At 74.0% G+C, this 25,362-nt stretch carries 17 protein-coding genes; 7 read left to right on the top strand and 10 right to left on the bottom strand.

What is annotated here, in order from left to right:
- Positions 1-6: 6 nt before the first annotated feature.
- Together FKD65_RS16345 and FKD65_RS16340 are read right to left on the bottom strand one after the other, a co-directional pair.
- Positions 7-1,101, bottom strand: coding sequence for an acetate/propionate family kinase (locus FKD65_RS16345; protein WP_141586866.1), 1,095 nt, complete (start codon positions 1,099-1,101; stop codon positions 7-9).
- Positions 1,101-3,461, bottom strand: a complete 2,361-nt coding sequence (locus FKD65_RS16340; RefSeq protein WP_141578315.1) for a phosphoketolase — start codon at positions 3,459-3,461, stop codon at positions 1,101-1,103. Before FKD65_RS16340 ends, FKD65_RS16345 begins: the two co-directional genes overlap by 1 nt.
- Before the next feature lie 518 nt (positions 3,462-3,979).
- Between FKD65_RS16340 and FKD65_RS16335 the strand changes: the two genes are divergently transcribed.
- Positions 3,980-5,302, top strand: a complete 1,323-nt coding sequence (locus tag FKD65_RS16335; RefSeq protein WP_141578314.1) for an amidase — start codon at positions 3,980-3,982, stop codon at positions 5,300-5,302.
- A 13-nt stretch (positions 5,303-5,315) separates the two neighbouring features.
- Here the strand turns inward: FKD65_RS16335 and FKD65_RS16330 are convergent, their stop codons facing one another.
- The 3 genes from FKD65_RS16330 to FKD65_RS16320 all read right to left on the bottom strand — a co-directional run bounded on the left by FKD65_RS16330 (position 5,316) and on the right by FKD65_RS16320 (position 10,010).
- A complete protein-coding gene (locus FKD65_RS16330) occupies positions 5,316-8,051 on the bottom strand; it encodes an AAA family ATPase (RefSeq protein ID WP_141578313.1) in 2,736 nt (911 codons plus the stop codon).
- Between the two features lie 85 nt (positions 8,052-8,136).
- A complete protein-coding gene (locus FKD65_RS16325; protein ID WP_141578312.1) occupies positions 8,137-9,042 on the bottom strand; it encodes a serine hydrolase in 906 nt (301 codons plus the stop codon).
- Entirely contained in the window at positions 9,039-10,010 is a 972-nt protein-coding gene (locus tag FKD65_RS16320; RefSeq protein WP_141578311.1) for a LysR family transcriptional regulator, read from the bottom strand. Before FKD65_RS16320 ends, FKD65_RS16325 begins: the two co-directional genes overlap by 4 nt.
- 153 nt (positions 10,011-10,163) lie before the next feature.
- Between FKD65_RS16320 and FKD65_RS16315 the strand changes: the two genes are divergently transcribed.
- On the top strand, positions 10,164-11,813 hold the full coding sequence (locus tag FKD65_RS16315; protein ID WP_141578310.1) for a penicillin-binding transpeptidase domain-containing protein: 1,650 nt from the start codon (positions 10,164-10,166) through the stop codon (positions 11,811-11,813).
- 91 nt (positions 11,814-11,904) lie between these two features.
- Here FKD65_RS16315 and bla read toward each other — a convergent pair whose 3' ends face one another.
- The 3 genes from bla to FKD65_RS16300 all read right to left on the bottom strand — a co-directional run bounded on the left by bla (position 11,905) and on the right by FKD65_RS16300 (position 15,082).
- On the bottom strand, positions 11,905-12,861 hold the full coding sequence (gene bla, locus FKD65_RS16310; RefSeq protein ID WP_141578309.1) for a class A beta-lactamase: 957 nt from the start codon (positions 12,859-12,861) through the stop codon (positions 11,905-11,907).
- A 108-nt stretch (positions 12,862-12,969) separates the two neighbouring features.
- On the bottom strand, positions 12,970-14,004 hold the full coding sequence (locus FKD65_RS16305; RefSeq protein WP_141578308.1) for a magnesium transporter CorA family protein: 1,035 nt from the start codon (positions 14,002-14,004) through the stop codon (positions 12,970-12,972).
- A gap of 64 nt (positions 14,005-14,068) precedes the next feature.
- Complete coding sequence (locus tag FKD65_RS16300; RefSeq protein WP_141578307.1) at positions 14,069-15,082, bottom strand: LacI family DNA-binding transcriptional regulator; 1,014 nt, start codon at positions 15,080-15,082, stop codon at positions 14,069-14,071.
- Positions 15,083-15,204: 122 nt separating this feature from the next.
- Between FKD65_RS16300 and FKD65_RS16295 the strand changes: the two genes are divergently transcribed.
- Positions 15,205-16,413: an MFS transporter gene (locus tag FKD65_RS16295; RefSeq protein WP_141578306.1), complete on the top strand. Its 1,209-nt coding sequence runs from the start codon at positions 15,205-15,207 to the stop codon at positions 16,411-16,413.
- Between the two features lie 15 nt (positions 16,414-16,428).
- Here the strand turns inward: FKD65_RS16295 and FKD65_RS16290 are convergent, their stop codons facing one another.
- On the bottom strand, positions 16,429-18,288 hold the full coding sequence (locus FKD65_RS16290; protein ID WP_240810179.1) for a dolichyl-phosphate-mannose--protein mannosyltransferase: 1,860 nt from the start codon (positions 18,286-18,288) through the stop codon (positions 16,429-16,431).
- Between the two features lie 94 nt (positions 18,289-18,382).
- On the opposite strand from FKD65_RS16290, the gene rsmI reads away from it, so the two are divergent.
- Positions 18,383-19,240, top strand: coding sequence for a 16S rRNA (cytidine(1402)-2'-O)-methyltransferase (rsmI, locus tag FKD65_RS16285; protein ID WP_141578305.1), 858 nt, complete (start codon positions 18,383-18,385; stop codon positions 19,238-19,240).
- Positions 19,241-19,379: 139 nt separating this feature from the next.
- Positions 19,380-19,682, top strand: coding sequence for a hypothetical protein (locus FKD65_RS16280; RefSeq protein ID WP_141578304.1), 303 nt, complete (start codon positions 19,380-19,382; stop codon positions 19,680-19,682).
- Positions 19,683-19,698: 16 nt separating this feature from the next.
- Here the strand turns inward: FKD65_RS16280 and FKD65_RS16275 are convergent, their stop codons facing one another.
- Positions 19,699-21,543, bottom strand: coding sequence for a hypothetical protein (locus FKD65_RS16275; protein ID WP_240810178.1), 1,845 nt, complete (start codon positions 21,541-21,543; stop codon positions 19,699-19,701).
- Between the two features lie 394 nt (positions 21,544-21,937).
- Between FKD65_RS16275 and FKD65_RS16270 the strand changes: the two genes are divergently transcribed.
- Complete coding sequence (locus FKD65_RS16270) at positions 21,938-23,308, top strand: glycosyltransferase family 2 protein (protein WP_240810177.1); 1,371 nt, start codon at positions 21,938-21,940, stop codon at positions 23,306-23,308.
- 232 nt (positions 23,309-23,540) lie between these two features.
- A complete protein-coding gene (locus tag FKD65_RS16265) occupies positions 23,541-25,358 on the top strand; it encodes a hypothetical protein (RefSeq protein ID WP_141578303.1) in 1,818 nt (605 codons plus the stop codon).
- Positions 25,359-25,362 lie beyond the last annotated feature (4 nt).

The raw sequence follows: 25,362 nt of genomic DNA, 5'->3' as shown, positions 1-25,362 counted from the left end.
TATGTACTACCTTGCCGCATCTGGCAGGGGTTCTTTCCCCAGGCACCTCCGGACCCCCTCGGCGATCTCCAGATCCTCGCGGGCCGCCACCACGAGCGTGCGGACCGCCGCGCCCCCGGCGGTGATCTCGGTGTCGCCGTCCGCGCCGGCGTTGCGGTCCGGATCGACGGAGGTCCCCAGGTAGGAGAGGTCCTCGGCCAGCCGGGCGCGGACGGCGGGGTCGTGCTCGCCGATCCCGCCGGTGAAGACGAGCGCGTCGAGCCCGCCGAGCGAGGCCGTCATCGCGGCGGCGCAGGCGCGGAGGCGGTGGTGGTAGACGTCGAGGGCGGCGAGGGCGGTCGCGTCGCCCCCGGCCGCCCGCTCCCGCACCCGGCGCATGTCGCCCGTCCCGGCCAGGCCGCGCAGCCCGGAGTCGCGCTCCAGCGCGTTCCCCACCTCGGACGCCCGTATCCCGTGCTTGATCAGCCACAGCGGGATGCCAGGGTCGATGCTGCCCGCCCTGGACGCCATGACCAGCCCTTCGAGGGGCGTGAACCCCATCGTGGTGTCGACCGACCGGCCCTGCGAGACGGCGCACAGCGACGCGCCCGCCCCGAGATGGCACACCACCATCCGCAGCGCGGCCGGGTCGGCGCCGAGCATCTGCCCGGCGCGCCGCACGGCGTAGGAGAACGACAGGCCGTGGAAGCCGTAGCGGCGCAGGCCGTACCGCTCGCGCCACTCCAGGGGGATCGCGTAGGTCGCTGCCGCCTCCGGCAGGGTGGCGTGGAACGCGGTGTCGAAGCACGCCACGGCCGGGACGTCCGGCAGGACGCCGGTGATCTCGTCCAGGGCGTGCAGGGAGGCCGGCTGGTGCAGCGGCGCCAGGTCGGCGAGCTCGCGGAGCCGCCCGGCCACCTTGCCGTCGACGCGCACCGGCTCGGTGAAGTCGGTGCCGCCGTGGACGAACCGGACGCCGATGGCGTCCGGCCGGGGCATGTCCGCGACCAGCCCGGCCATCTCGTGACCGCCGCCGGAGTCCTCGGCGAGGACCGTGTCGCCGGCGTCGAGCAGGCTCACCTTCAGGCTGCTCGACCCGGGGTTGACCGTGAGGACCCGCATCAGTACGGCCACGTCCAGTCGCGGACCTCGGGCGCGTCCTCGCCGTGCTCGCGCGTGTAGGAGCGCAGGTGGAGCCGCTGGTCGGCCATCCGCTGGCGGATGTGGGCGACGCGGGCGCCGAGGGACGGGACGCGGTCGATGACGTCCATGACGAGGTGGAACCGGTCGAGGTCGTTGAGCATGACCATGTCGAACGGCGTCGTCGTCGTCCCCTCCTCCTTGTAGCCGCGCACGTGCAGGTTGCCGTGGCCCGCGCGCCGGTAGGTGAGGCGGTGGATGAGGTACGGGTAGCCGTGGAAGGCGAAGATGACGGGCTTGTCCCTGGTGAACAGGGTGTCGAACTCGCGGTCCGACAGGCCGTGGGGGTGCTCGCTGTCCGGCTGGAGCCGCATCAGGTCGACGACGTTCACCACCCGGACGCGCAGCTCGGGGAACAGCTGCCGGAGCAGGTCGACGGCCGCGAGCGTCTCCAGCGTCGGGATGTCGCCCGCGCAGGCGAGCACGACGTCGGGGTCCTCCCCGCCGTCGGTGGAGGCCCACTCCCAGATGCCGATGCCGCGGGTGCAGTGCGCGATCGCGGCGTCCATCGGCAGCCAGTTCAGCGCGGGCTGCTTCCCGGCCACGACCACGTTGACGTAGTCGCGGGAGCGCAGGCAGTGGTCCCCGACCGACAGCAGCGTGTTCGCGTCCGGCGGCAGGTACACGCGGACGATCTCGGGCTTCTTGTTCAGCACGACGTCGAGGAAGCCGGGGTCCTGGTGGGTGAATCCGTTGTGGTCCTGCCGCCACACGTGCGACGACAGCAGGTAGTTCAGCGACGCGATCGGCCGCCGCCACGGCAGGCCGCGGGTGACCTTCAGCCACTTGGCGTGCTGGTTGAACATCGCGTCGACGATGTGCACGAACGCCTCGTAGCTGTTGAAGATCCCGTGCCGCCCGGTGAGCAGGTAGCCCTCCAGCCAGCCCTGGCACAGGTGCTCGCTCAGCACCTCCATCACCTGGCCGGACGGCGCCTGGTGCTCGTCGGTCGGCAGCAGCTCGCCCTCGAAGACGCGGTCGGTGGCCTGGAAGACGTCCCCGAGCCGGTTGGACGCGGTCTCGTCCGCGCCCATGATCCGGAAGTTGTGCGGGTTGGCCCGCACGACATCGCGCAGGAAGGTCCCGAGCCGCCGGGTGGGCTCGGTGGTGACGGTGCCGGGCTTGCCGACCTCCACGGCGTACTCGCGGAAGTCGGGCAGCGTGAGCGGCTTCAGCAGCAGCCCGCCGTTGGCGTGCGGGTTCGCGCTCATCCGGCGCCCGCCCTCGGGCGCGAGGGCCCGCAGCGCGGCCACCGGACGGCCGTCGGCGTCGAACAGCTCCTCCGGGCGGTAGGAGCGCAGCCACTCCTCCAGCTGCGCGCGGTGCCCGGCGTCCTCGCACACGCCGGAGAGCGGCACCTGGTGGGCCCGCCAGGTGTTCTCGACGGGGAGGCCGTCCACCTCCTTCGGGCCGGTCCAGCCCTTGGGGGACCGCAGGACGATCATGGGCCAGCGGCGCCGCTCGCTCGTCCGCCCCTCGCGGGCGCCGCGCTGGATGTCGGCGATCTCGTCGAGGGCCTGGTCGAGCGCGGCGGCCATCTTGCGGTGCATGGACGCGGGCTCGTCCCCGCTCACGAGGAACGGCCGGTAGCCGTACCCGTCCAGCAGCTGGACGAGCTCCTCCTCGGGGATCCGGGCCAGCACCGTCGGGTTCGCGATCTTGTAGCCGTTGAGGTGCAGGATGGGCAGGACGGCGCCGTCGCGCACCGGGTCGAGGAACTTGGTGGAGTGCCAGCTCGCCGCCAGCGGGCCCGTCTCCGCCTCGCCGTCCCCGACGATGCACGCCACGACGAGGTCGGGGTTGTCGAAGGCCGCGCCGAACGCGTGGGCGAGGGAGTAGCCGAGCTCGCCGCCCTCGTGGATCGAGCCGGGCGTCTCCGGTGCCACGTGGCTCGGGATGCCGCCGGGGAAGGAGAACTGCCGGAACAGCCGCCGCATGCCCGCCTCGTCCTGCGAGACCTCCGGGTACACCTCGCTGTAGGTGCCCTCCAGCCACGCGTTGGCGACCGCGGCCGGCCCGCCGTGGCCCGGCCCCATGACGTAGATCATGTCGAGGTCGCGGGCCCTGATCACGCGGTTGAGGTGCGCGTAGCAGAAGTTCAGTCCGGGCGTCGTGCCCCAGTGCCCGAGGAGCCGCGGCTTGAGGTCGCGCCGTTCGAGGGGCTCGCGGAGCAGCGGGTTGTCCAGGAGGTAGATCTGCCCCACCGACAGGTAGTTGGCGGCTCTCCAGTACGCGTTGATCTGCTGCACATCGTCATCGCTCAGAATCGACGACTTGGTCATTGCGCGTCCTCCGGGTGCTCGCTCGTGACCGCCCTGAGGACATCCCGTCCCCACGAACGGGGTTTCCAACCGTCAAGGAGAGCCCATCAGTCCTTTGCCGCCGGGCCTAGGGCCGAACGTCCCGGATGATCGCGACGGCGGTGAGGCCGGGACGACAACGAGGTCACGGCGCGAAGGCCGTGACCTCGTTCCCCCACCTGGCTGCGGACGTCGCCGGTTACAGGGGCGGTCTGCCGGGCGGCGAGCGCCCGGCCTCCGCCCCGCCCCCCAGCGAACCGGCGGGAGCGTCACCACTAGGTGTGTTGAAGCCTGCCGCTTACTCGCGCGTAGGTCGCCCGGTTCCGGGGGCGCGGTCGACAAGCGGCGGGCGGCCTGCGACGAGCGGTCGACCATAAGTGATCATGTGGTGACGGAACGCCGCATCGCGGGCGCCGACCGCGGGGTCCGGAGGGACCGAGGGGGCCGGTGCGGTCTGAGATGCTACGCAGATCGGCACAGCCGCGGCGCAAGGAGGCGGAATGGGCGGGTTCTTCACCGGACGGACGCTGACCGGCATCGGACGCGACCTGCGTTCGGGCCGCGAGTCGGCGCGGGGCCTGGTCGCGCGGGCCCTGGAGTCGGTCGACGAGGACCTGAACGCCTTCGCCGCCCTGGACGCCGAGGGCGCCGAGTCCGCCGCCCGGTGGGCGGACGAGGAGCTGGCCTCCGGCATCGACCGGGGCCCGCTGCACGGCGTCCCGGTCGCGGTGAAGGACATCATCGACGTCGCCGGGCTGCCCACCGGCATGGGGTCCGGGCACTTCGCCGGGTACGTCGCCGAGGCCGACGCGGCGTGCGTGGCGATGCTGCGGGACGCCGGCGCCGTGATCGTCGGCAAGACCGGGACGCAGGAGTTCGCGTTCGGCGGCAGCGGCGACGTGTCGGTGAACGGGGCGGTCCGCAACCCCCGCGACCGGGAGCGGATGTCCGGCGGGTCCAGCAGCGGCAGCGCCGTCGCGGTCGCCGCGGGCATGGTCCCGCTCGCCATCGGCACCGACACCGGCGGGTCGGTGCGCATCCCCGCCGCGTTCTGCGGCATCGCCGGGTTCAAGCCGCCCCACGGCGTCATCCCGACCGGCGGGGTCTTCCCGCTCTCGCCCTCGCTCGACCACGTGGGCGTCCTCGCCGGCACCGCCGAGGACTGCCGCGTCGCCTACCGCGCGCTGACCGGCCCGGCGGAGGCCGCCCCCTCGCTCGTGGACGGCCCGTCAGGCGCCCCGGAGGGGGACGCGCCGTACGGGCGCGTCGCCTGGATCGAGCCGCCGGCGTGCGACCCCGAGGTGGAGCGGCGCGTCCGCGCCCTGTTCCCGGACGCGCCGTCGGAGCGGATCGACTTCGCCGGACTCCGGGAGGTGTTCCTGGCGATCGAGTACAGCGAGGCCTACGACGTGCACGCCGAGCGGGTCGCCGCGGCGCCCGGCCTGTTCCAGCCGGCGACGCTCGCCCGCCTGGAGGGCGCGGGCGCGATGCCGGGCTGGCGGCTGGTGCGGGCGCTGCGCGAGCGGGACCGGTTCGCCGAGGAGATCGCCGCGCTGCTGGACCGCTACGACCTGCTGGCCATGCCGACCATGCCGATCCCCGCGCCGCGGATCGGGGCGACCGAGGTCGGGCTCGGAACGCTCACCGCGCTGCTGGTCAGCCTCACCTCGCCGTGGAACGTGCTCGGCCTGCCCGCCCTGACCTTCCCCGCCGGGAACGTCCCGGCGGACGGCGGCGGCGAGCTGCCCGCCGGCGCGCAGCTGGTCGCCCGCCGCGGCGCGGAGAACCTCCTGTTCACCGCCGCCGAGCACCTCGCCCCCTGACCGGGGCGCGCGCCTACAGGTACAGGCCGAAGAACTCCTCGGGGTGCTCCAGCAGCGGGGGGAGGTCGTCGGCGGTCAGCGTGACCAGCTCCTCCTTCGTCGGAGGTGCGGCCTGCTCGCCGCTCTCACCGGTCGCGGGGCCCTTCCTGCCCGGCGCGTCCCTGCCGGCGGCGACGGCGGCGGAGGCGACGCGGTCGGCCTGGTTCGCGACGGCCACGTCCAGCATGTTGCGCATCAGGCGGCCGTTGCCGAAGGACGGGCCGCGGGGCGCGCGGCGCAGCATCGCGAGCAGGACGTCCTCGGTGCCGGGGGCCAGCTCGAAGCCGTCGGCGGCGGCGAGCTGGCCGAACACCGTGATCAGCTCGTCGTCGCCGTAGTCGGGGAAGTGGATCTGCTTGGGGAACCGGGAGTCCAGGCCGGGATTGGCGGCGAGGAACTCGGCCATCTCCTGCTGGTAGCCGGCGACGATCACGACGAGGTCGTCGCGGTGGTCCTCCATCAGCTTGACCAGCTCGGCGATCGCCTCGTGCCCGTAGTCGCCCTTCAGCGGCGACTGTGTCAGCGTGTAGGCCTCGTCGATGAACAGGACGCCACCGACCGCGCGCTCCACCAGGCGGCGCGTCCGGGGGGCGGTCTGCCCGATGTACTCGCCGACGAGGTGGGCGCGGGACGCCTCCACCAGGTGCCCGGACGACAGGACGCCGAGCCGCTTGTAGATGCGGCCGAGCAGCCGCGCCACCATCGTCTTGCCGGTGCCCGGGTTGCCGGTGAACACCATGTGCCGGGTCGGCGGGGTGATCCGCAGGCCGGACTCGCTGCGCAGCCGCGCCGCGTGGGTGCCCGCGACGAGCAGCGCGATCTCGTGCTTGACGGTCTCCAGGCCGGTGAGCTCGCGCAGCTCGGCCAGCGGGTTCCCGGCGGTCTGCGCGGTGTCGAGCGCGGCGGGGACGTCCTGCTTGCGGACGACCAGTTCCGCTCCCGGCGCGCCGGGGCCGAGCCGCGCCCGTGCCGCCGCCACGACCTGGTCGGCGAGATGGGGCGCCAGGCGGGCGTTGCGGAGGGTCTGCATCGGCGGGGTCGCGGCCAGCAGCGCGCCCGCCGCCTCGACGGCCGGGCGGGTGCCGCGGGCGCCGCGGGCGTCCAGCGCGCGGCGGAACAGCTCGGCGTGGCCCGCCGCCGTGAACTCCCGGGTGCGGGCGACGCGGAACCGCTGCGGCAGGACGGGGTTGACCTCGCGGATCCGCTCCTCGCCGCCGGCGTCGCACAGCGCCACCAGGTTCAGGTCGGGGTGGACGGCGAGGAGCCGGTGCAGCTCGGCGGCCAGGGCCTCGCCGTTGCCGGGGTCGGCGACGATCCCGTCCAGGCCCTCGATGATGAGCAGCCGGTCGCCGGCGCAGTCGCGGGCGTCGGCGTGCAGCTTGGCGACGGCGTCCGACAGGCGCTGCCCGGCGAACAGGTTGTCGGTGACCCAGTGCGGGTCGCGGCCGAGCGCGAGCGCCCTGCCGAGCTCCTCGGCGGCGTCGCGCTTGCCGGTGCCGTCCGGCCCGCTGATCAGCAGCCGGACGGGCGCGCTGCCGCGGGTCAGCTCGTCCAGCGCCGCGGTCACCTCCGGTTGCTCGACCAGGGTCGTGGCGATCGCGGCGCGCGGGGCGGCCCCCGCGGTCGCCGAGCCGGCGGCGGGCACGCTCCGCAGCGTCTCGGTGAGCGGGTTCACCACGCGCCGGCGCGGCGCGTACAGGCGGCGCAGGTCGGTCTGGAACTGGCCGACCGGGATCCACTCCGCCTTCGGGAACCACGGGTCGCCGGGCAGGCCCTGCACGATCGCGACGAACCGCATCGCCATGTCGAGCCAGCCGCGGCACGCGTCGGCGGCGCCCGCGACGAGCGCCCGGACGAGCCACGCCCGCGTCCGCTCCTGCCACGCGCCCGCCTTGAACCCGCGGCGCTCCGCGGTGAACCGCTGGACCAGCTCGCCGTAGCGGTCCTCGCCGAGCGCGGCCGCGAGCTCGGCCGGGACGTGGTCCAGGCTGCCCTGCAGGAGCAGTTGGACGAGGTGGGCATCGATTGCCTCCTCGCGGGGAGCCGCCTCGTTCAGGTGCTCGTAGGACGCGATCAGCCCCGCGCAGACCCACTCCAGGTAGCCGACCGGGCCGAGCAGCTCGGGCACCGCCGCGACGATGTCGTCGCCGGCGTGCGCGTGCCAGTGCTCCCGCAGCTCCATCTTGGGCAGGTTCACGTCGCATACGGGCGGGTCGTCGTAGAGGCGCAGCAGCGCCTTGCGGCGCTCCTCCAGCGGCTCGATGCCCTCCAGCACCGACAGGCAGTCGCGGGCCAGCTCGATCGCCAGGGCCCGGTCGGGCGCCTCGATGAGCCAGTCGACCGGCGGGCGCCACCGGCCGCCCGGCGCGTCCCAGCGGGTCATGCGGGAGCTGAGCGGGCCCGGGTTCACCAGGTGCCGGTGCAGCAGCCGCTCGGGGAGCTGCGACCACGACCCCGCCTTGATCGCGCCCCCGCCCGGCAGGAACGCCAGCATGCCGAAGATCTCCGCGGTGACGAGCGACGCCGGCAGCGTCAGCAGCTTGTGCTCGTCGGTGGTCAGCTCCACGGCCCGCGGGTCGGCCGCCAGCCCGTCGATCCGGGCCGAGATCTCCTCGAACAGCCCGTCCGGGACGCGCCACGGGCCGTGCGAGTAGACGTCGAGCACCGGCTCGTCGGTGAGCAGTAGCTCCAGATGCTCCGGCAGCCGCAACGAACACTCCCCAAATACGTCCAAAACAGGGGTACAGCTTATGTTTCCAGAGCGGGTGCCGTGGTGTCCGTGTTGCACCGCACACTCACGGGCGGCGGAGCGATTCCACCGCGATGCGGGCGGCGGTCCCGATGACCGCGTCGGCCTCCGGGAGGACGGCGACGGGGAGCGTCGAGCGGGTGAAGACGGCCACCGCGTAGCGCGCCCCGTCGGGGTACTCGACCACCCCCACCTCGTTGCGGAGGGTCGGCAGGGTCCCGGTCTTGCCGCTGACGACGACGTCGTCGTAGGGGAACCCGGACGAGAGGCGGTGCGGCCAGACCTGGAGGCCGAGCAGCCGCCGCATCGCCGCCGACCCGGCGGGCGGGGCGGCCTCGTCACGCCAGATCATCGACAGCAGCCGGGTCATGTCGCGGGGGGTGCTGCGGCTCGTGCGGAGCGGGTCGAGGGCGCGCAGCCGGCCCTGGAGGCCCGGTTCGTCCAGCCTCGCCCACACCTCGGCGACGCTGCCCGCCCCGGCGTCGGCGAGCAGCGTCTCGTGCAGCTCGCGGCCGTTGCCCTCGATGACCGTGCGGCGGAGCCCGAGCTCCGCGGCCGTCGCGTTGACCGCGTCCAGGCCGACCCGGTCCATGACGGCGTCGGCGGCGGCGTTGTCGCTGACGGTGATCATCAGGCAGGTGAGGTCGCGCAGCGACATGCGGACCTCGTCCAGCAGCGCCGAGACGCCGGTCGGCCCGGCGGTGCGGTCGTCGGGGCGCAGCACGACCTGCTCGGTGGGGTCCAGGACGCCGCCGGCGGCCTGCCGGTGGAACGCGACGAGCAGCGGCACCTTGAACACCGACGCGAGGACCACCGGCTCGTCGGCGCCGGCCGCGACCTCGCGCCCGGTGTCCATGTCGACGACGTGCAGGAATCCGGTCACGCCGGCCGCGCGGAACGCCGCCTGGATGCGCGCGGGCGCGTCCGCGCTCCTGGCGGGGGCCTCGCTCATGCCAGGAACCCCGAGGAGGGCCGGGGGACGACCCGGCGGGCGGGGGCCCGGTCGAGGGGCGCCATGCCCGCCCGGTCGCGCAGCACCGCGGTCGCGACGGCGGTGAAGTCGGCGATGGCGCGGGCGTGCTCGGGGTCGCGGGCCCGCCGCCAGGCGCACGACGTCCGCCAGGCGAGCGGCTCGCCCGCCAGCGGCCGCCACACCGCCCCGGCGGTGTCGTCGGTGCGCGGCACGAGCGCCACGGCCGTCCCCGCGAGGACGAGCCCCAGCGCGAACCCCGGATGCCGGGCCTCGTGGACGGCCGCGGGCGCGTACCCGTGCCGCCGGCAGCCCGCGAGCAGCTCGTCGTGCGCGCCGGGCGCCTCCTCGCGTGGCGGGACGACGACCTCGCGGGTGCCGAGGTCGGCCAGATGCACCTCGGGGGGCGCGCCCGGCCCTGCCGCGCCGTCGCCCGCGGGCAGCAGCACGCCGATCGGCTGGGCCAGCATCGGGCCGAGCTCCAGGCCGCGGGTGTCGCACGGGTGCCGCACCACCCCGGCGTCCAGCGCGCCCTCGGCGAGCTCGCGGATCTGGGCGTCGGTGCCCGTCTCGCGCAGGTCGAGGCGCAGGTCCGGGCGGCGCTCCCGGAAGGCGGCGATCAGCGCGGCGACGACCCGGCCGCCGAGGTCGCTCGGCAGGGCCGCGCGCACCGTCCCGACCTCGCCCAGCCGGGCCCGCTCGGCGACGGAGTAGATGCGGTCCACGCGGGTGAGGATGTCACGGGCCTCCTCCAGCAGCAGGCCGCCCGGCGGGGTGAGCCGCACCCGCCGGCTGGACCGGTCGAACAACCGCACGCCGAGCTCCTTCTCCAGCCGCTGGATACGCTGGCTCAGCGGCGGCTGCGCCATGCCGAGGCGCTCGGCCGCGCGGCCGAAGTGCAGCTCTTCGGCGACGACGACGAAGCACCGCAGATGCCCGACCAGGTTCACGAGCAGCGATGATACCAATTCGGATATTCATCCGGACCGATATCAATCTTGGACTTTTCGGGCGGAGCCTGGTGTCCTTGTGCCCCCATCGGTCCGCCCGCGCCGTCAGCGGGCCTCCGGCCGGTGGACCGATCAGGGGGAAGGAGTTCGACGATGCGCCGATCCCGTGTGCTCGCCGCCGCCGCGGTCGCGGTGGCGGTCGTGATCGTGGGGGCGGGGGCGGTGTGGTTCCTGCGCGACGGTGACGACCCGGGGGACGCCGCGAAGCGCTACCTCGCGGCGTGGAGCGGCGGCGACCTCGCCGCGATGAGGGCGCTGACCGACCGTCCGCCCGCCGACTTCGAGACGCGGTTCAAGCGGATGCGGGACGACCTCGGCGCCGTGGGGCAGCGCTACACGGTCGCCTCCGTGGGACGTCCCAAGGACGACGCGGTCGGCGGCTCCTACAGCGCCGAGGTGACGCTGGCGGGCGACCGGACGTGGAAGTACACCGGGTCGCTGCCGATGGTGAAGAGGGACGGCGACTGGCTCGTCCGCTGGTCGCCCCAGGTCATGTATCCGGAGCTCAAGGAGGGGCAGCGGCTGCGCGCGTCGCGCGCCTGGCCGGACCGCGCCGCCGTCCTCGCGGCGGACGGCAGCGACCTCGCCTCCTCGCCGTCCGGGTCCGCCCGGCAGCTCGCCGGGCAGGTCGGCCCCGTGTCCGCCGAGGCGGCGGGCAAGCTCGGCGCCCCGTACCGCAACGGCGACCCGGCCGGTGTGGACGGCCTGCAACAGCAGTACGAGCGCCGCCTCTCCGGCAAGCCCGCGCTCGCCGTGCAGATAGTGGACGCCGAGGGCGCCCCGGTGAAGACGATCCAGCGGTTCGGCGGCGCCGACGGCGAGCCGGTGAAGACGACCATCGACCCTAAGGCGCAGGCCGCAGCCGGGCGGGCCGTCTCGGGGGCGGGCAAGCCGGCCTCCATGGTCGCGCTGCGCCCCTCCACCGGCGAGATCCTCGCGGTGGCGAACCAGCCGGGCGGCTACAACCGCGCGCTGATGGGCCGGTACCCGCCCGGCTCGACGTTCAAGGTGGTCACGGCCGCCGCGCTGGTCGCGGGCGGCATGTCCCCGGCGACGAAGGTGGGGTGCCCGGCGACCACGACGGTCGGCGGCCGCTCGTTCCACAACTACAAGCACGAGGACTTCGGCTCGGTCCCGCTCCGCGAGGCGTTCGCGCACTCGTGCAACACGACGTTCGCGCGCCTCGCCGTGGACAAGCTCGGCGAGAAGCGGCTCGCGCAGGTCGCGGCCCAGTTCGGGTTCAACGCCCCGATCATCGCGGGGCTCCCCGCGGTGCGCGCGGCGTTCCCCGAGAACAAGGACGACACCGCCTTCGCCGCCGCGTCCTTCGGGCAGGGCGAGGTGCTGACCAGCCCGCTCAACATGGCGAGCGTCGCCGCCGCCGCCGCCGACGGCACCTGGCGCTCGCCCCGCCTGGTCGGGGCGTCCCTCGCCGCGCAGGCGGCGGACTCCAAGGGCCGCAAGCCCGAGCCGCCGAAGCGGCTGGAGCCCGCCGTGGAGAAGGCCCTGCACGCCCTCATGCCGGCCGTCGTCAGCGAGGGCACCGCGTCCGGCGTCGGCTTCCCGGCCGGGACGGCGGGCAAGACCGGCACCGCGGAGTTCGGCGGGGGCGAGAACCCGCCGACCCACGCCTGGTTCATCGGCTACCGCGGGGATGTCGCGTTCGCCGTGATCGTCGAGGGCGGGGGCACCGGCGCCGAGGCCGCCGCCCCGATCGCCGCGAAGTTCCTCCGGGCCCTCTGAGCCCACGCGGGGGTCCGTGACGCGCGTCGCCCCTGGTACCGGAGGTCCGGTACCAGGGGCGATCGTCATGCGGGGTGCCGCCGGGCAGCGCTCAGCGGAGGGCGCCCGCCAGGATGCGGGCGGTCTGGGCGACGGCCTTGTCGTCGGCCTCGGCGTCGGCGGAGAGCCCGTTCGTGGTGATGACGATGACCAGCGGCGCGCCGGACGGGGGCCAGGCGATCGCGATGTCGTTCGCGGTGCCGTAGGTCCCGCCGGTGCCGGTCTTGTCGCCGACCGTCCAGTTCTTGGGGAGCCCGGCGCGGATGCGCTTGTCCCCGGTGACGGTCGCCTTCATCCAGTCCACGAGCCGCTTGCGGTCGGCCGGGACGAGCGCGCCGCCCGTGGTGAGGGCCCGCAGGTCCCCCGCCCAGGGCCGCGGAGCGGTGGTGTCGCGCACCTCGCCCGGCGCCCAGATGTTGAGGTCGGTCTCCCAGCGGTCGCTGCGGCTCACCCGGTCGCCGAGGGAGCGGAAGAACGCGGTGAGGCCGGCGGGCCCGCCGATCTGCCTCAGCACCAGGTTCCCGGCGGTGTTGTCGCTCTGGGTGATGGCGGCGTGGCACAGGTCGGCGACGGTCATGCCGGTGTCCACGTGCTTCTCGGTGACGGGGGAGTAGTCGACCAGGTCGTCCTCGGTGTAGTGGATCACCCGGTCGAGCAGTCCGGGGTCGGACTGCCGGGCCTTGCGCAGCACGGCGCCGCACGCCATGGCCTTGAACGTCGAGGCGAACGCGAAGCGCTCGTCCGGCCGGTGGGAGACGGTGCGGCCGGTGCCGGTGTCGATCGCGAAGGCGCCGATGCGCGCGTGGTGCGTCGCCTCCAGCCGCCCGATCTGCCGGGTGACCTTCGCCTGCGCGGGATCGGGGGCGGTGATCGTGGACGTCGCGCTGCGCGGCGCCGCGGTCCGCGCGTCCGGGCTCGCGCCGGAGCCGCAGCCGGCGAGGCCGGCGATCGTCGTCAGAGCGAGAGCGGCGGCGCCGAGCCGCCGGTTCCGGGTGCTGTGGGTCGTCATGCGGGAGAGCAGACCAGAGCCGTGAAGGTCATGTCCAATATTGATATCGCGTCCGAAGTCATATGCGAACGCATATGAGAAGCCCGTGAACTGGCAGTATGCGGCGGGTCAGAGCCAGTCGCGGACCTTGAAGATCACGTAGAGGGCGAGGCTGCACGCGACGACGATGACCGTGCTGGCGACGAAGCCCGAATGGTGGCCGAACCCGGGATAGGGGACGTTCTGCCCGTAGAACCCGGTGACGGCGGTCGGCACCGCGATGATCGCGGCCCAGCTGGTGACCTTCTTCATCACCTCGTTCATCCGGTTGCCCTGGAGGGCCAGCCGCGTCTCCAGCAGGTCGGCGACGAGGTCGCGCAGGCCGTCCGTCCACTCCCCGACGCGCAGGGTGTGGTCGTAGACGTCCTGGAAGTACGGGACGAGCGCCGCCGGGACGATCTTCATGTCGCGGCGCAGCAGCGTGTTGAGCACCTCCCGCATCGGCAGCGCGATCCGCCGCAGCGCGGCCAGGTTCTTGCGCAGCCGGTAGCTGCGCCGCTGGATCTCCTTGACCGGGAACTTGTCGTCGAAGACGAGGTCCTCGACCGCGTCGGCCTCGTCGTCGAGCGCCTGGACGGCCGCGAGCTGGAGGTCCACGACCAGGTCGAGCAGCCCGTAGAGCAGGAAGGCGGCGCTCGGCTCGTCGAGGCCGGCGTCCGGGGTCTGGTCCCACCGCCGGATGAGCGCGTCCACGTCGAACCCGCAGTCCTGCCGGACCGTGACGAGGGCGCGGTCGCTGATGAACGCCGACACCTCGTGCATCGCCAGCTCTCCGTCGGTCACCACCGGGACGTAGACGTTGAGGAAGGCGTACCCGTGGTAGCGGTCGAGCTTCGCCCGCTCGTGCCGGGACACCGCGTCCTCGACGGCGACGGGATCGAGGCCGAGCTCGTCGCTGACCACGTGCAGGTCCTCGCGCCGCGGCGCGCACAGGTCGAGCCAGACGACGATGTCCGGACGCTCCAGGTAGTCGCTCAGCCGTGCGACGGGAAAGCCCTCCGCCTCGATCGAGCCGCCGCGCCAGGCCCGCGTCCGCGGCGGTGCCGAGCCGATCCGGCTCCCCGGGTGTGCGTCGACGTCGATCTCAGACGGTTGGGATCCCATGCGCCGCCTTATACCCCTCTTTCCCCAAACGAGGGTGTGACGGAGGCCATGCGGCGCGGCCCGGTCAGCGGGGGCGCGGCGGTGCCGTCGAGCCGCGGACGACGAACTCGCCGGGCAGCACGCGCGGGGCGGGGCTGCGGCCGTCGAGGAGCTCGAGCAGCGCCGCCATGCCCTGCGCGCCCAGCTCCTCGGCCGGCAGCCGGACGGTCGTCAGCTCGGGCTCCAGGGCCGTCGCGAGCAGCACGTCGTCGAACCCGGTGACCGACACGTCGGACGGGACGTCCAGGCCCAGCGCGCGCGCCGCCTTGTACGCGCCCGCCGCGATCTGGTCGTCGTCGCAGACGAGCGCGGTCGGCGGGTCCGGGGCGGTGAGCAGCCGGGTGGCGGCGCCCTTGGCCGAGGCGACGTCGATCGCGCAGGCGTCCCGGGTCAGCACGCCGCCCGGCAGGTCCGCGACGGCGCCGGCGAGGGCGTCCGCGCGGGTGTGGAACGTCCACTGGTCGACGGCGGCGGCGACATGCCCGATCCGGCGGTGGCCGAGCTCCGCGAGGTGCGCCGCGATCGCCCGCATCCCCTCGGCCACGCCGAAGTCGACCGTGGGGACGGGGGCGCCGGGCCGCCCGGCCGGGCCGCTGTCGAGCATCACGACGGGCGTCTCGCGGAACTCGCGGAGCGTCTCCACCGACATCGCGGTGGCGAGGATGCCGTCGATCGCCTCGTCGGGCGCCGCGAACGGGCTGTCGGCGGGGCCGGCCGCGTCGTCGGGCCAGGTCGAGACCACGACGCCGAAGCCGTGCCGGGACGCGACCCGCGCCGCGCCCGTGTAGACGGGGCCGAAGAACGGCGCGCTCAGGGTCGGGACCATCAGCAGGACGGTCCGGGTCGTGCCGAGCCGCAGGTTCCGGGCCGCCTGGTTGGGCCGGTAGCCGAGCCGCTCGGCCGCGCTCCGCACGCTGCGCGCCGTCGCGGGGGAGACGCGCCCGCTCCACTTGCCGCCCAGCACGAGCGAGACCGTGGACTGCGAGACCCCGGCCTCCTGCGCCACGTCCTTGCTGGTGGGACGGCTGATCGCCGGCACCTGCGCCTCCCTGGAGGATCGATCCAACGAAATCAGACTAGAACGGGAGGACCCGGAAGTGGTACGTATGACGGAGGTAATACGTATGACTGGCATATGAGACGGGATCCCGGGGGCCATCGATGCGCGGCTATGTCGTCTTCCTGCGGAGGCCGTACGCGGGACGCCTGCTCGGCGGCACCCTCCTCGGCCGGCTCCCCAACGGGATGGGCATGCTCGCCGTCGTCCTGCACGTCCGCGCCGACGACGGCGGCTACCCGCTCGCGGGGACCCTCGCCGCGATCCTCGGGCTGGCCACCGCCGCCGGGCAGCCCGTCCTCGGCCGCGCCATGGACCGGTTCGGCCAGCCGCGCGTCCTGCTGCCCGCCGCCTGCGCCTCCGCCGCCGGGTTCGCCCTCCTCGCCGCCGTCGGCGCCGATCCGCTCCCGGTGGCCGTCGCCGCCGTCTTCGCCGCCGGTTTCGCGACCCCGCCCCTCGAGGCCGGTCTGCGCGCCCTGTGGCCCGACGTCCTGGACGGCCCGGAGCAGGTCGACGCCGCCTACGCCCTCGACGCCGCCGCCCAGGAACTGCTCTTCACCCTCGGCCCGCTGCTCGTCGTCGCCGCGGCCGTCGTGAACACCGAGACCGCGCTGCTGCTCACCGGCGCCTTCGGCATCGCCGGAACGCTGGTCGTCGCGCTGTCCGGCCCGTCGCGCAGGTGGCGGGGCGCACCGCGCGCCTCCGACTGGGCCGGGCCGCTGCGGTCCCCGGGCCTGCGGGTCCTGCTGCTGTCGCTCGCCTGCGCCGGGATCGCCCTCGGCGTCTACGCCGTCGCCGTCGTCGCCTACGCCGAGGACCAGGGCAGCGACCTCGCCTCCGGGCTGCTGCTGGCGTGCATGGCGGGCGGCGCCCTCACCGGCGGGCTCGTCTACGGCGCCCGCTCGTGGGGCGGCGCGCCGCACCGGCGGCTGCCCTGGCTGCTGGGCGCGCTCGCCGCCGGGTACCTCCCGCTCGTGCTCGCGCCGGGCCTGCCCGTCATGTCGGTGCTCGCGTTCGCCTCCGGCGTCTTCCTCGCGCCGGTGCTGGCGTGCAGCTTCACGCTCGTCGACCGGCTCGCCCCGGCGGGGACGGTCACCGAGGCGTTCGCGTGGATCGTCGCGGCGATCGGCGCCGGCGGCTCCGTCGGGTCGTTCGTCTCCGGGGTCGGGCAGGACGCCGCGGGCGTGCCCGGCGCGTTCGCGGGCGCCGGGGCCGGGGGCGTCCTCGCCCTGGTCCTGTGCCTGCTCGGCGCGCGGACGCTGCGCCCCGCCGTGCCCCGCACCGTCACCGCGGACGCCGCCGCGCGGCTGTGACGGGCCGGCCGCAGGTCAGACCCAGTGCTCGAACCACATCCGCGCCTCCCAGTCGCTCTTGGGGATCGTCTCGGCGGACAGGATCGGGTAGAAGTAGGCGAAGTTCGCCAGCACCACCAGCAGGAACGCCCCCGCCACGGCGGCGCCGACCAGCCTCCGGACCCCGGCGGCCTGGACTCCCGCCGGCGACACGTGTGCGCCGTGCTGGTCATATGTCCCGTGCTGGTCATATGTCCCGTGGTCGTCGTACGGCGCCTGCTCGCCATACGGGGTCTGCTCGTCGTACGGCGCCCGCTCGCCATGCGGCGCCCGCTCGTCGTAGGGCGTGAGAGCCGACCCCGGGGCGGCCGGGGCCTCCCAGGGCAGGCCGGGAGGCCCGCCTGCGAGGGCGTTTCGGGGGGCGGGGGCGCCCGCGGCGAGGCCGTTCTCACCCGGACGCGCCGCGTGCGCCCCCGCCGCCCCGGCGGGCGCGGGCCCTATGAGGTACCCCAGCACGAGGACGACCGCCAGCACCATGAACGGGATCATCGGCGTCGCGTAGAACAGGAACATCGTGCGGTCGGCGAACGCCGAGGGGAACCACGTCAGCCAGCCGGCGAGGAAGCCGAGCAGGATCGCCCCGGCCCGCCAGTCCCGCAGGATCAGCCAGATGAACGCCGCCACGACGAGCGCGGCCAGCGCCCCCCACCACAGCGCGGGCGTCCCGATCCCGAGGATCTCGCGCGAGCACACCGGCGCGTCGCCGCACCCGGTCTTCGGCTGGGTGTAGAAGAACGCGACCGGGCGGCGCAGGATCGGCCAGCCCCACGGCCACGACTTGTAGGGGTGGCCGGCGTGCAGCCCGGTGTGGAAGCCGAGCATCTCCGAGTGGTAGTGCCACAGCTTCGGCATCGCCTCGAACGGCCGCCAGAGCAGGTTCCCGGAGACCTCGCCGCGCCCCCAGCCGCCCGGCTTGAAGATCCATCCCCACCAGGTCGCCAGGTACGTGAGGATCCCCACCACGACGATCTGCACGAACGCCGGGACGGCCTCCAGCAGCATCGTCCCCGCCAGCGGGGCCCGCACCGCGGCGGCGCGGCGGGCGCCGTAGTCCCACAGGACGGTCATGAGGCCGAACGCGGCGACGTAGAAGATCCCCGTCCACTTGGTGGCGCAGGCGAGGCCGAGGCAGACGCCCGCCCCCCACCGCCAGCCGTGCGCGAGGAACGGCCCGTAGACCGAGGTCTCGCCGCGCTCGATCCGCTCGGCGAGGGTGCGGCGGGACCGGTCCCGGTCGTTCACCAGGCAGGCGAACCCGGCGAGGACCCAGAACATCACGAAGACGTCGAGCAGCGCGGCCCGGCTGGTCACGAACGCCAGGCCGTCCAGCGCCAGCAGCAGGCCGGCGGCGCAGCCGAGCAGCGTCGAGCCGGTCATCCGGCGCGCCACGCGGCACAGGACCAGCACCGACAGCGTCCCGACCAGGGCGGGCACGAAGCGCCATCCGAAGGGGGTCGCGCCGAACATCGCCTCGCCGATCGCGATCATCCACTTGCCGAACGGCGGATGCGCGACGAAGGCGGGCCCGCTGCCCCAGATGTTCGCGTCCGGGTCGGCGATGAGCATCTTGTCGGCGTTGTCGACGGTGTTGTGCTCCCAGCCGAACTTCAGCAGGGCGAGCGCGTCCTTGGCGTAGTAGGTCTCGTCGAACACCACGGCCTTCGGCTGGCCGAGCCGGTCGAACCGCAGGTACGCGGCGAGCGCCGTGACCAGCAGCGGACCGAGCCAGGACAGCAGCGCGCCGCCCGGGATCGCGGGCGCGAGCCACTCCCGCAGCGGAGGGGGCCTGCGCCGAGACGCCGTGGCCGGGACCGATGCCAGATCCGTCGTCGCCATTCTGCGAGTTTATTTGCAATCGCCGCCTCCTTCGGGACCTCGGCCCGCCCCCTGGGACAATGGGTTCCGTGACGGGACCGGGATGGAGGCCGCGATGGCGGCGGTGACGGGGGCCGGGACGGGGACGCTGCGGCTCGCCGCGGCGCCGATCGGAAGGCCCGAGGACGCCTCGGCGCGGTTGCGGGCGGCGCTGGCGGAGACGCCGGTCATCGCCGCCGAGGACACGCGGCGGCTGCGCCGGCTGGCGGGCGACCTCGGCGTCGAACTGGCCGCGCGGGTCGTGTCCTACAACGACGTGAACGAGCGGGAGCGGGCGGCGGGCCTCGTGGGCGACCTGCTCGCCGGACGGGACGTCCTGGTCGTCACCGACGCCGGGATGCCGGGCGTGTCGGACCCCGGGTACCGGCTCGTCCGCGCCGCCGTCGCCGAGGGCGTGCCGGTCACCGTGCTGCCGGGGCCGTCCGCGGTCACGACCGCGCTGGCGGTGTCGGGGCTGCCCACCGACCGGTTCTGCTTCGAGGGGTTCCCGCCGCGCAGGCCTGGCGAGCGGGCCCGCCGGCTGGAGGCGCTCGCGGGCGAGCCCCGCACGATGGTGTTCTTCGAGTCGCCGCGCCGGCTGCCGGTGACGCTCGCGGCGATGGCGGAGGCGTTCGGCGCGGACCGTCCGGCCGCGGTCTGCCGCGAACTGACCAAGACCTACGAGGAGGTCCGCCGGGGGCCGCTCGGCGACCTCGCCGCGTGGGCGGGGGACGGCGTCCTCGGCGAGATCACGGTGGTGGTCGGCGGGGCACCGGAGCCGCAGGGGCTGACGGATCCGGCGGACCTCGCGGCGGCGGTCGCCGACCGGGAGGCGGCCGGGACGCCGCGCAAGCAGGCCATCGCCGAGGTCGCCCGGGAGAACGGCGCCCAGAAGCGCCTCGTCTACGACGCCGTCGTGAAGGCCAGGAAATAGTCACCCCCCTCAGAGCGATGCAAACGGGTTGCTGCGGGGCATAACCGATCCGGTGGCCTCCGGCCGGGGCATCCGAGGGAAGCAGACCAGGGGCGCCGAGCGAGTCGCGCACGGAGCGGTCTGTGAGGGGGTGAGTGCCGTGCACGAGGCATGGACGAACCACGAGGTGTGGGTCTTCGAGTGCCTGAGGTGCGGGGTGTCCTGGAACGAGGAGTTCAGGGTCCGGCACTCCGGCGACGGCCACGGCAACGCGGCCGTCGTCTACGAGCGCCACGGCCAGCCTTGCACGACGCCCTGGCTCAACCGGTGCTGCCCGGACTGCGGCAGCGAGAACGTCAAGGCGCTGTCGGCGTCGCACGGCAGGCAGGAGGAGCTGCCGATCGCCCGCAGCGGCAGCGACGTGGCGATGGTCTTCCACCTCCGCCGCATGCACGCCTGGTGACCGCCCGGCGCGTCGGTCAGGCGATGACCTCGGTGGCCCGGGGTGACTCGGACGCCGCCGGCTCGGTCGGTTCAGCCGGTTCGGTCGGCTCGGACGGCGGCGCCGGCTCGCCCTTCGCGCGCCGGGTGAGGCCGCGCGTCCAGCCGGCGACCGCCCGGCGGGCCTCGGGCCGGAACGCCATGCCCGCGGCGAGCGCCGCCAGCGGGACGGCGGGCAGCACGTACCGGTAGTCGAACTCGGCGGTGGCGGCGGGCGCGAGCAGCAACCCGGTGGCCAGCGTCCACGGCAGCACCGCCTCGCCGCCGAACCGGCGCCACAGCGGGACCAGCCCGGCCAGGCCGATGAGCAGGATGCCGCCGACCATCGTCCCGCGCAGGTAGAAGACGTCCTGGTAGCCGCGGACGACCCCGGCGAACGGCTCGGCGACCTGCGTGCGGGCGTTGCCGTGCTCGTAGCCCCGCGCGTCCTGCGCCGCCGTCCCGCCGCCGGGCATGTGCCAGTCGGGCAGCGGCCTGCTCTTCTTCTCGAACTCGTACTGGGAGTACGTCGCCGGGTCGGGGAAGACCGTGCGCTTCCACTGGAAGACCCGGAAGAAGTCGTGCGCGACGACCCGCGTGTAGTCGAGCGGCTGGGCGGCGATGGCCCGCTTGGCGAAGTCGTTGCCGAGCTTGTTGTTCTCGGGGCTGAACCGCGTGCCGGTGTAGCGGTTGAGCGGGGAGCGGGCGTTCCAGATGCCGTCCTGCGAGTTCGGCAGCCGGTTCGCGGGCTCGGTGCACAGCGGGTACTCGCTGACCGGCAGGTCGTCCATCCGGTGGCAGTCGGCGAACTTGTAGACCCGGGCGTACAGGAAGATCCCGTTGCTCTCGGTGATCGCGAACTTGTCGCTCTCGGCCTTGTACCAGCCCATGTAGCCCAGCACCGGCAGCAGGCACGCGACCAGCGTGGCGGCCATGAGCCGCCAGCCGCAGCGCCGGATCAGCATGTACGCCAGCACGCCGAGGAGCACGGGCATCCCGACCGAGCGGGTCAGCCAGGCCATCCCGACGATGAGCCCGACCGCCGTCGCGATCTTCCAGGTCGGGCGGTCCCGCCACAGCAGCAGCGTGACCGCGCACATCACCAGGAACGTGAACGTCGTGTCCGACAGGACGAGGTGCTCCAGCTGCAGCTGGTAGGCGTCCAGCAGGACCGGCGCGGCCGCGAGCGCGGCGCCCCAGCCGGGCAGCCGGAACCTGCGCCGCAGCAGCGCGTAGATCATCACGCCCATGGCCAGGCCCATGAGGTGCTGGATCCCGGCGACCAGCGCGAAGCTGTGGAACGGCTTGAGGACGAGCAGCAGGAACGAGTACCCGTCGGGCCGCAGCGGGTGCGGATACGGGTCCATCGCGACGTTCAGGTAGTCGAAGCTGTCATTGAAGAACATCACCGGCTGGTAGCCGAGCATCGCCACCAGGCGGAGCAGCGCCGCTATGGCAATGATCACACTGAACGCCGGATTCCGGCGGGCGAGCGTCCACAGTCCGCGGGCCCGGCCGCCGCCCGGCGCCGCCGCCGAATCGGGCGGGAGTTCCGGCGCGTCCCCGGATTCCGGACGGGTCTTTGTGTCCGTTTTCGGGCCGCCCTCAATGGCGGAGCCGGAGTCGGTGACCGTTATGTCGGATTCCAGGCTCTCTGTACTGGAATCGAGCGTGGCGTTGCCCGATCCCGGACGAGATTTGGCCGACTCCGGGACGGTCTCCACGCCGCCGGGCGTGTCGCCCGGGACGTCCGTCGTCGCGGCGGACGCGCCCGCCGTGGCCAGGACCGTCCCGCCCTGCGCCGACCCGTCGAGCCCGGTGCCCCGCGGCGTTTCCCCCGCCACTGCCGCACCTTCCCTTCGCTGTCCGGCCCCCGGTCCGGTGGCACTGCGTTCGTCCAGGGCACTACGTTCGTCCACAGCACCGCGTCGTACGGAGCGCGTCACAGCCGCCCCACCCTTCCGGGCTGCCGTGCCCGTATGCTTGACGTCCTAACATGCAGCCCGCGACCGTGCCGGATAGGGTTTTCCGGTTGCAAGTGGGCAACACGATACGGGTGCTCTTGACGAGAGCGGCCCTCAAGTCCCGCCCTCGGCGGGCATCATTGAACGCTGACGGGCCGTCCCGAGGAACCACACGCGGAACAACAGAGATTAGTGGAAAACGCCGCAGACGGTCAGCAGGTGCAACAGGGTCACCAAGGGTAACGACGCCACCAGGGGTAACGAAGGAGCACGCGTGGAACTCTCCGTAGTGATGCCATGTCTGAACGAGGCCGAGACGGTCGAGACCTGCGTCCGCAAGACGATCGCCTTCTTCGAGGACAAGGGCATCGACGGCGAGGTTGTCATCGCCGACAACGGCAGCACCGACGGCAGCCAGCAGCTCGCCCGGGACGCGGGCGCCCGCGTCGTGCCGGTGATCGACAAGGGCTACGGCAACGCCCTGATGGGCGGGATCCGGGCCGCGCGCGGCAAGTACGTCGCGATGGGCGACGCCGACGACTCCTACGACTTCGCCACCCTCGGCCCGTTCCTTGACGAGCTGCGCGACGGCGCCGACCTCGTCATGGGCAACCGGTTCAAGGGCGGCATCGCCGAGGGCGCCATGCCGCCGCTGCACCGCTACCTCGGCAACCCGGTGCTCAGCTTCGTCGGCCGGCTGTTCTTCGGCAGCAAGATCGGCGACTTCCACTGCGGCCTGCGCGCCTTCGACAAGGACGCGATCCTGCGGCTCGGCCTGCAGACCGGCGGCATGGAGTTCGCCAGCGAGATGGTCGTCAAGGCGACCCTCGAGGGCTACGACATCCGCGAGGTGCCGACCACCCTGTCGCCCGACGGCCGCTCCCGCGCCCCGCACCTCAACACCTGGCGCGACGGCTGGCGCCACCTGCGCTTCCTCATGCTCTACAGCCCCCGCTGGCTGTTCCTCATCCCCGGCCTGGTCTTCATGACGCTCGGCCTGGTCGCCGGGATCGCGCTGTCCACCGGCCCGGTGACCGTCGGGGAGATCGCCTTCGACGTCGACACGCTGGTCGGCGCCTCCGCCGCGCTGGTGATCGGCTTCCAGGCCGTGCTGTTCGCGCTGCTGACGAAGGTCTACGCGATGCAGGAGGGGTTCCTGCCCCACGACCGCCGGGTGCAGAGGCTCATCGACTGGTGGAGCCTGGAGCGCGGCCTGCTGCTCGGCGGGCTGCTCGCGGTCGCCGGCCTCGCGGGCCTCGTCGCGTCCCTGCTGCACTGGCGGGTGAACAGCTTCGGCGAGCTCGACCCGCGGCACTCGCTGCGCATCGTCGTCCCCGCCGCGACCGCGCTCGTGATGAGCTTCCAGGCCATCTTCGCCTCGCTGTTCGTCAGCATCCTCGGCATCCGGCGCCGCCAGCACCCGCCGCTCACCGACCCCGCCGAGGAGGCCGCGGGCGTCGTCGACGCCGCCGTGGAGAAGGTGGCGCGGAGCGAGGCCGAGAAGGCCGAGCGCGCCAGGAAGGGCGCCGCGGCCGAGCCGGCGGCCGGCGAGGCCGCGACCTCGGGCGAGCGGGCGAAGGTTCCCGCCGCGAAGGCCGCCGCGACGTCCGAGAGCGACGACGAGGGCACCGCGTCCGCGGGCTGAGGGGTCCGTGCGCCCGGACGCGCGGCGCGCGTCCGCGCTCGGCGCGGCACGTTCCCCCGGCGGGGCCGGCCCTCGTCACCATCCGAGAAACCGCGGGGGCGGAGCGTGCCGGAGCCTGAAAGGTCGCTGAGCGTCCGCGGGCCGGGGCCCGCCGCCCCGGCCGCACTATGACAGGCTTGACCTCGATGGATCTTCGTTACCCGACCGTCCGCGCCCGGTTCGCCGTGCGCCGGTGAGCACGCGCACACCGCCGGGCGACGCCGCGCCGCCGGACGCGCCGCCGGACGCACCGCCCGCCGCTCCGGCCGGCAGGGCCGCCTTCCCGCGCGCGGACCGCCGCCGCTGGGTCTGGCTGTTCGTGCTCGGCTGGGCCGCGCAGGTCGCCGTGCGCCTCTGGTTCGCCTCGGGGCAGACGCTGCCTGTCGCGACGCCGGACGAGTCGGGGTACCTGTTCGCCGCCCGCGTCCTGACCGGCGGACCCGACGCCGACATGTCGTTCGGGACGGTCTACCGCGGCGGCTACCCGCTGCTGCTCACGCCCGCCTTCTGGATCGGCTCGGGCCCGGTCGGGGTGTACCGGGCCGCCCTGGTGATCAACGCGCTGGTCAGCGCGGCGATGCTGCCGCTGGCCTACCTGCTGCTGCGCCGGCTGGCGGTGCGGCGGCGCTGGTCCTACGTCTTCGCGCACGTCACGGCGCTGCTGCCGTGCGTGCTCTTCTACTCCGGGTTCGTGCTGACCGACGCGGTCCTGCCGGTGATCGTGGCCGGCTGGCTGCTGCTGACGCACAGCTGGCTGACCGCCTCGCCCCCGCCCGGGCGCGGCCCTGCGGTCCGGCTGACGCTCGCCGGCGGGGGCGCCTCGCTGCTGGTCGCCTACGCCTACGCCTGTCACACCCGCGGCGCGATCCTGCTGCTCGTGCACGCCGCGCTGGTCGGGACCGCCCTGCTGCTGCGGTGGCGGTCCTGGCGGGCCGTGTCCGCCGCCGTGCTCGTCCTCGGCGCCGCCACGGGCGCGGCCATGCTGCTGAACCGCTCGCTGCTGCCGCACATGTACCCGCAGGGCGACAACGACCTCGGCGGCAACGTCGTGAAGCGCCTCACCACGCCGGACGGGTGGGGCTGGATGCTCTCGCTCGGCACCGGCCAGGTCTGGTACCAGGCCGTCGCGACCGGCGGCGTGGCGGCGCTCGGCCTCGTCACGGTCGCGTTCCTCGCGGTCCGCCGCACCACCCCCGGGCCGACGCGGGCGCTGGCGCTCGCGCTCGTCGGGGTCGTGGCGGGCATCGCGTCCGCGACGTCGGCGGCCCTGCCGGTCGAGTACCGCATCGGCAACTACGTGTACGGCCGCTACCTGGCCTCCGTCACGCCGGTGCTGTTCGCGGTGGGCGTCGCGGTCCTGATGCGCGCCTCGCGGCGGACGCTGCTGTGGGCGGCCGGCGCGGCGTCGGTCCTGACGGTCGCCGCCGCGTGCGTCGTCCAGTGGTACGCGGGCGACCTGCTCACCCGGTACACCTACACGGCCTACGACTTCCCGGAGACGGCGTTCCTGACCTGGAACTGGAAGACGTTCCACCTCTGGCACGCCACGCTCGCCGGCCTCCTGCTGCTCGGGCTGTCGGTGGCGGCCGCCCTGCCGCGACCGCGCCGCTCGACCGGTCCGCTGCTGCTGGCGGGCCTGCTGTCCGCGGTCGCCGTCGCCATGTGCGCCACCGCCACCGAGCGCATCGCGCAGCCGCTGGTGCGCGCCGAGACGGCCTACACCGACCTGCGGGGCAGCGCGGACCTGGCGAGGCAGCGGTCCATCGCCGTCGACTGGAACATCTGGTGGACGATCCGGCTGTCCCAGTACTACTGGGCCTGGTGGAGCGACGGCAGCGTCTTCGACGCCCGCTGGACCGCGCCGCCGCAGGACGCCGACATGGTCGTCCTGGCCTGGCCGAAGAACGCCCCTCCCACCGCGTCCTGGCCGAAGGGCGCCCCGCCCGGCTGGCACGTCGTCGCCAGCCGCCGCACCGCGGAGGGCGACTGGGTCGCCTGGACCCGTGTCTAAAGGT

Origin of the sequence: Actinomadura sp. WMMA1423, assembly GCF_006547145.1 — a bacterium.
In the GTDB taxonomy this organism is placed as follows: domain Bacteria; phylum Actinomycetota; class Actinomycetes; order Streptosporangiales; family Streptosporangiaceae; genus Spirillospora.
Note: the sequence above shows the minus strand (reverse complement) of the source record. Positions and strands in the feature narration are given on the sequence as shown.

Bases quoted from the DNA above. Each gene is read 5' to 3' on its own strand.
- FKD65_RS16325 (WP_141578312.1), bottom strand. From the start codon at position 9,042: ATGAGCGAGGCCCCCGCCAGGAGCGCGGACGCGCCCGCGCGCATCCAG.
- FKD65_RS16315 (WP_141578310.1), top strand. From the start codon at position 10,164: ATGCGCCGATCCCGTGTGCTCGCCGCCGCCGCGGTCGCGGTGGCGGTC.
- FKD65_RS16290 (WP_240810179.1), bottom strand. From the start codon at position 18,288: ATGGCGACGACGGATCTGGCATCGGTCCCGGCCACGGCGTCTCGGCGC.
- FKD65_RS16345 (WP_141586866.1), bottom strand. From the start codon at position 1,101: ATGCGGGTCCTCACGGTCAACCCCGGGTCGAGCAGCCTGAAGGTGAGC.
- FKD65_RS16335 (WP_141578314.1), top strand. From the start codon at position 3,980: ATGGGCGGGTTCTTCACCGGACGGACGCTGACCGGCATCGGACGCGAC.
- FKD65_RS16340 (WP_141578315.1), bottom strand. From the start codon at position 3,461: ATGACCAAGTCGTCGATTCTGAGCGATGACGATGTGCAGCAGATCAAC.
- FKD65_RS16295 (WP_141578306.1), top strand. From the start codon at position 15,205: ATGCGCGGCTATGTCGTCTTCCTGCGGAGGCCGTACGCGGGACGCCTG.
- bla (WP_141578309.1), bottom strand. From the start codon at position 12,861: ATGACGACCCACAGCACCCGGAACCGGCGGCTCGGCGCCGCCGCTCTC.
- rsmI (WP_141578305.1), top strand. From the start codon at position 18,383: ATGGCGGCGGTGACGGGGGCCGGGACGGGGACGCTGCGGCTCGCCGCG.
- FKD65_RS16305 (WP_141578308.1), bottom strand. From the start codon at position 14,004: ATGGGATCCCAACCGTCTGAGATCGACGTCGACGCACACCCGGGGAGC.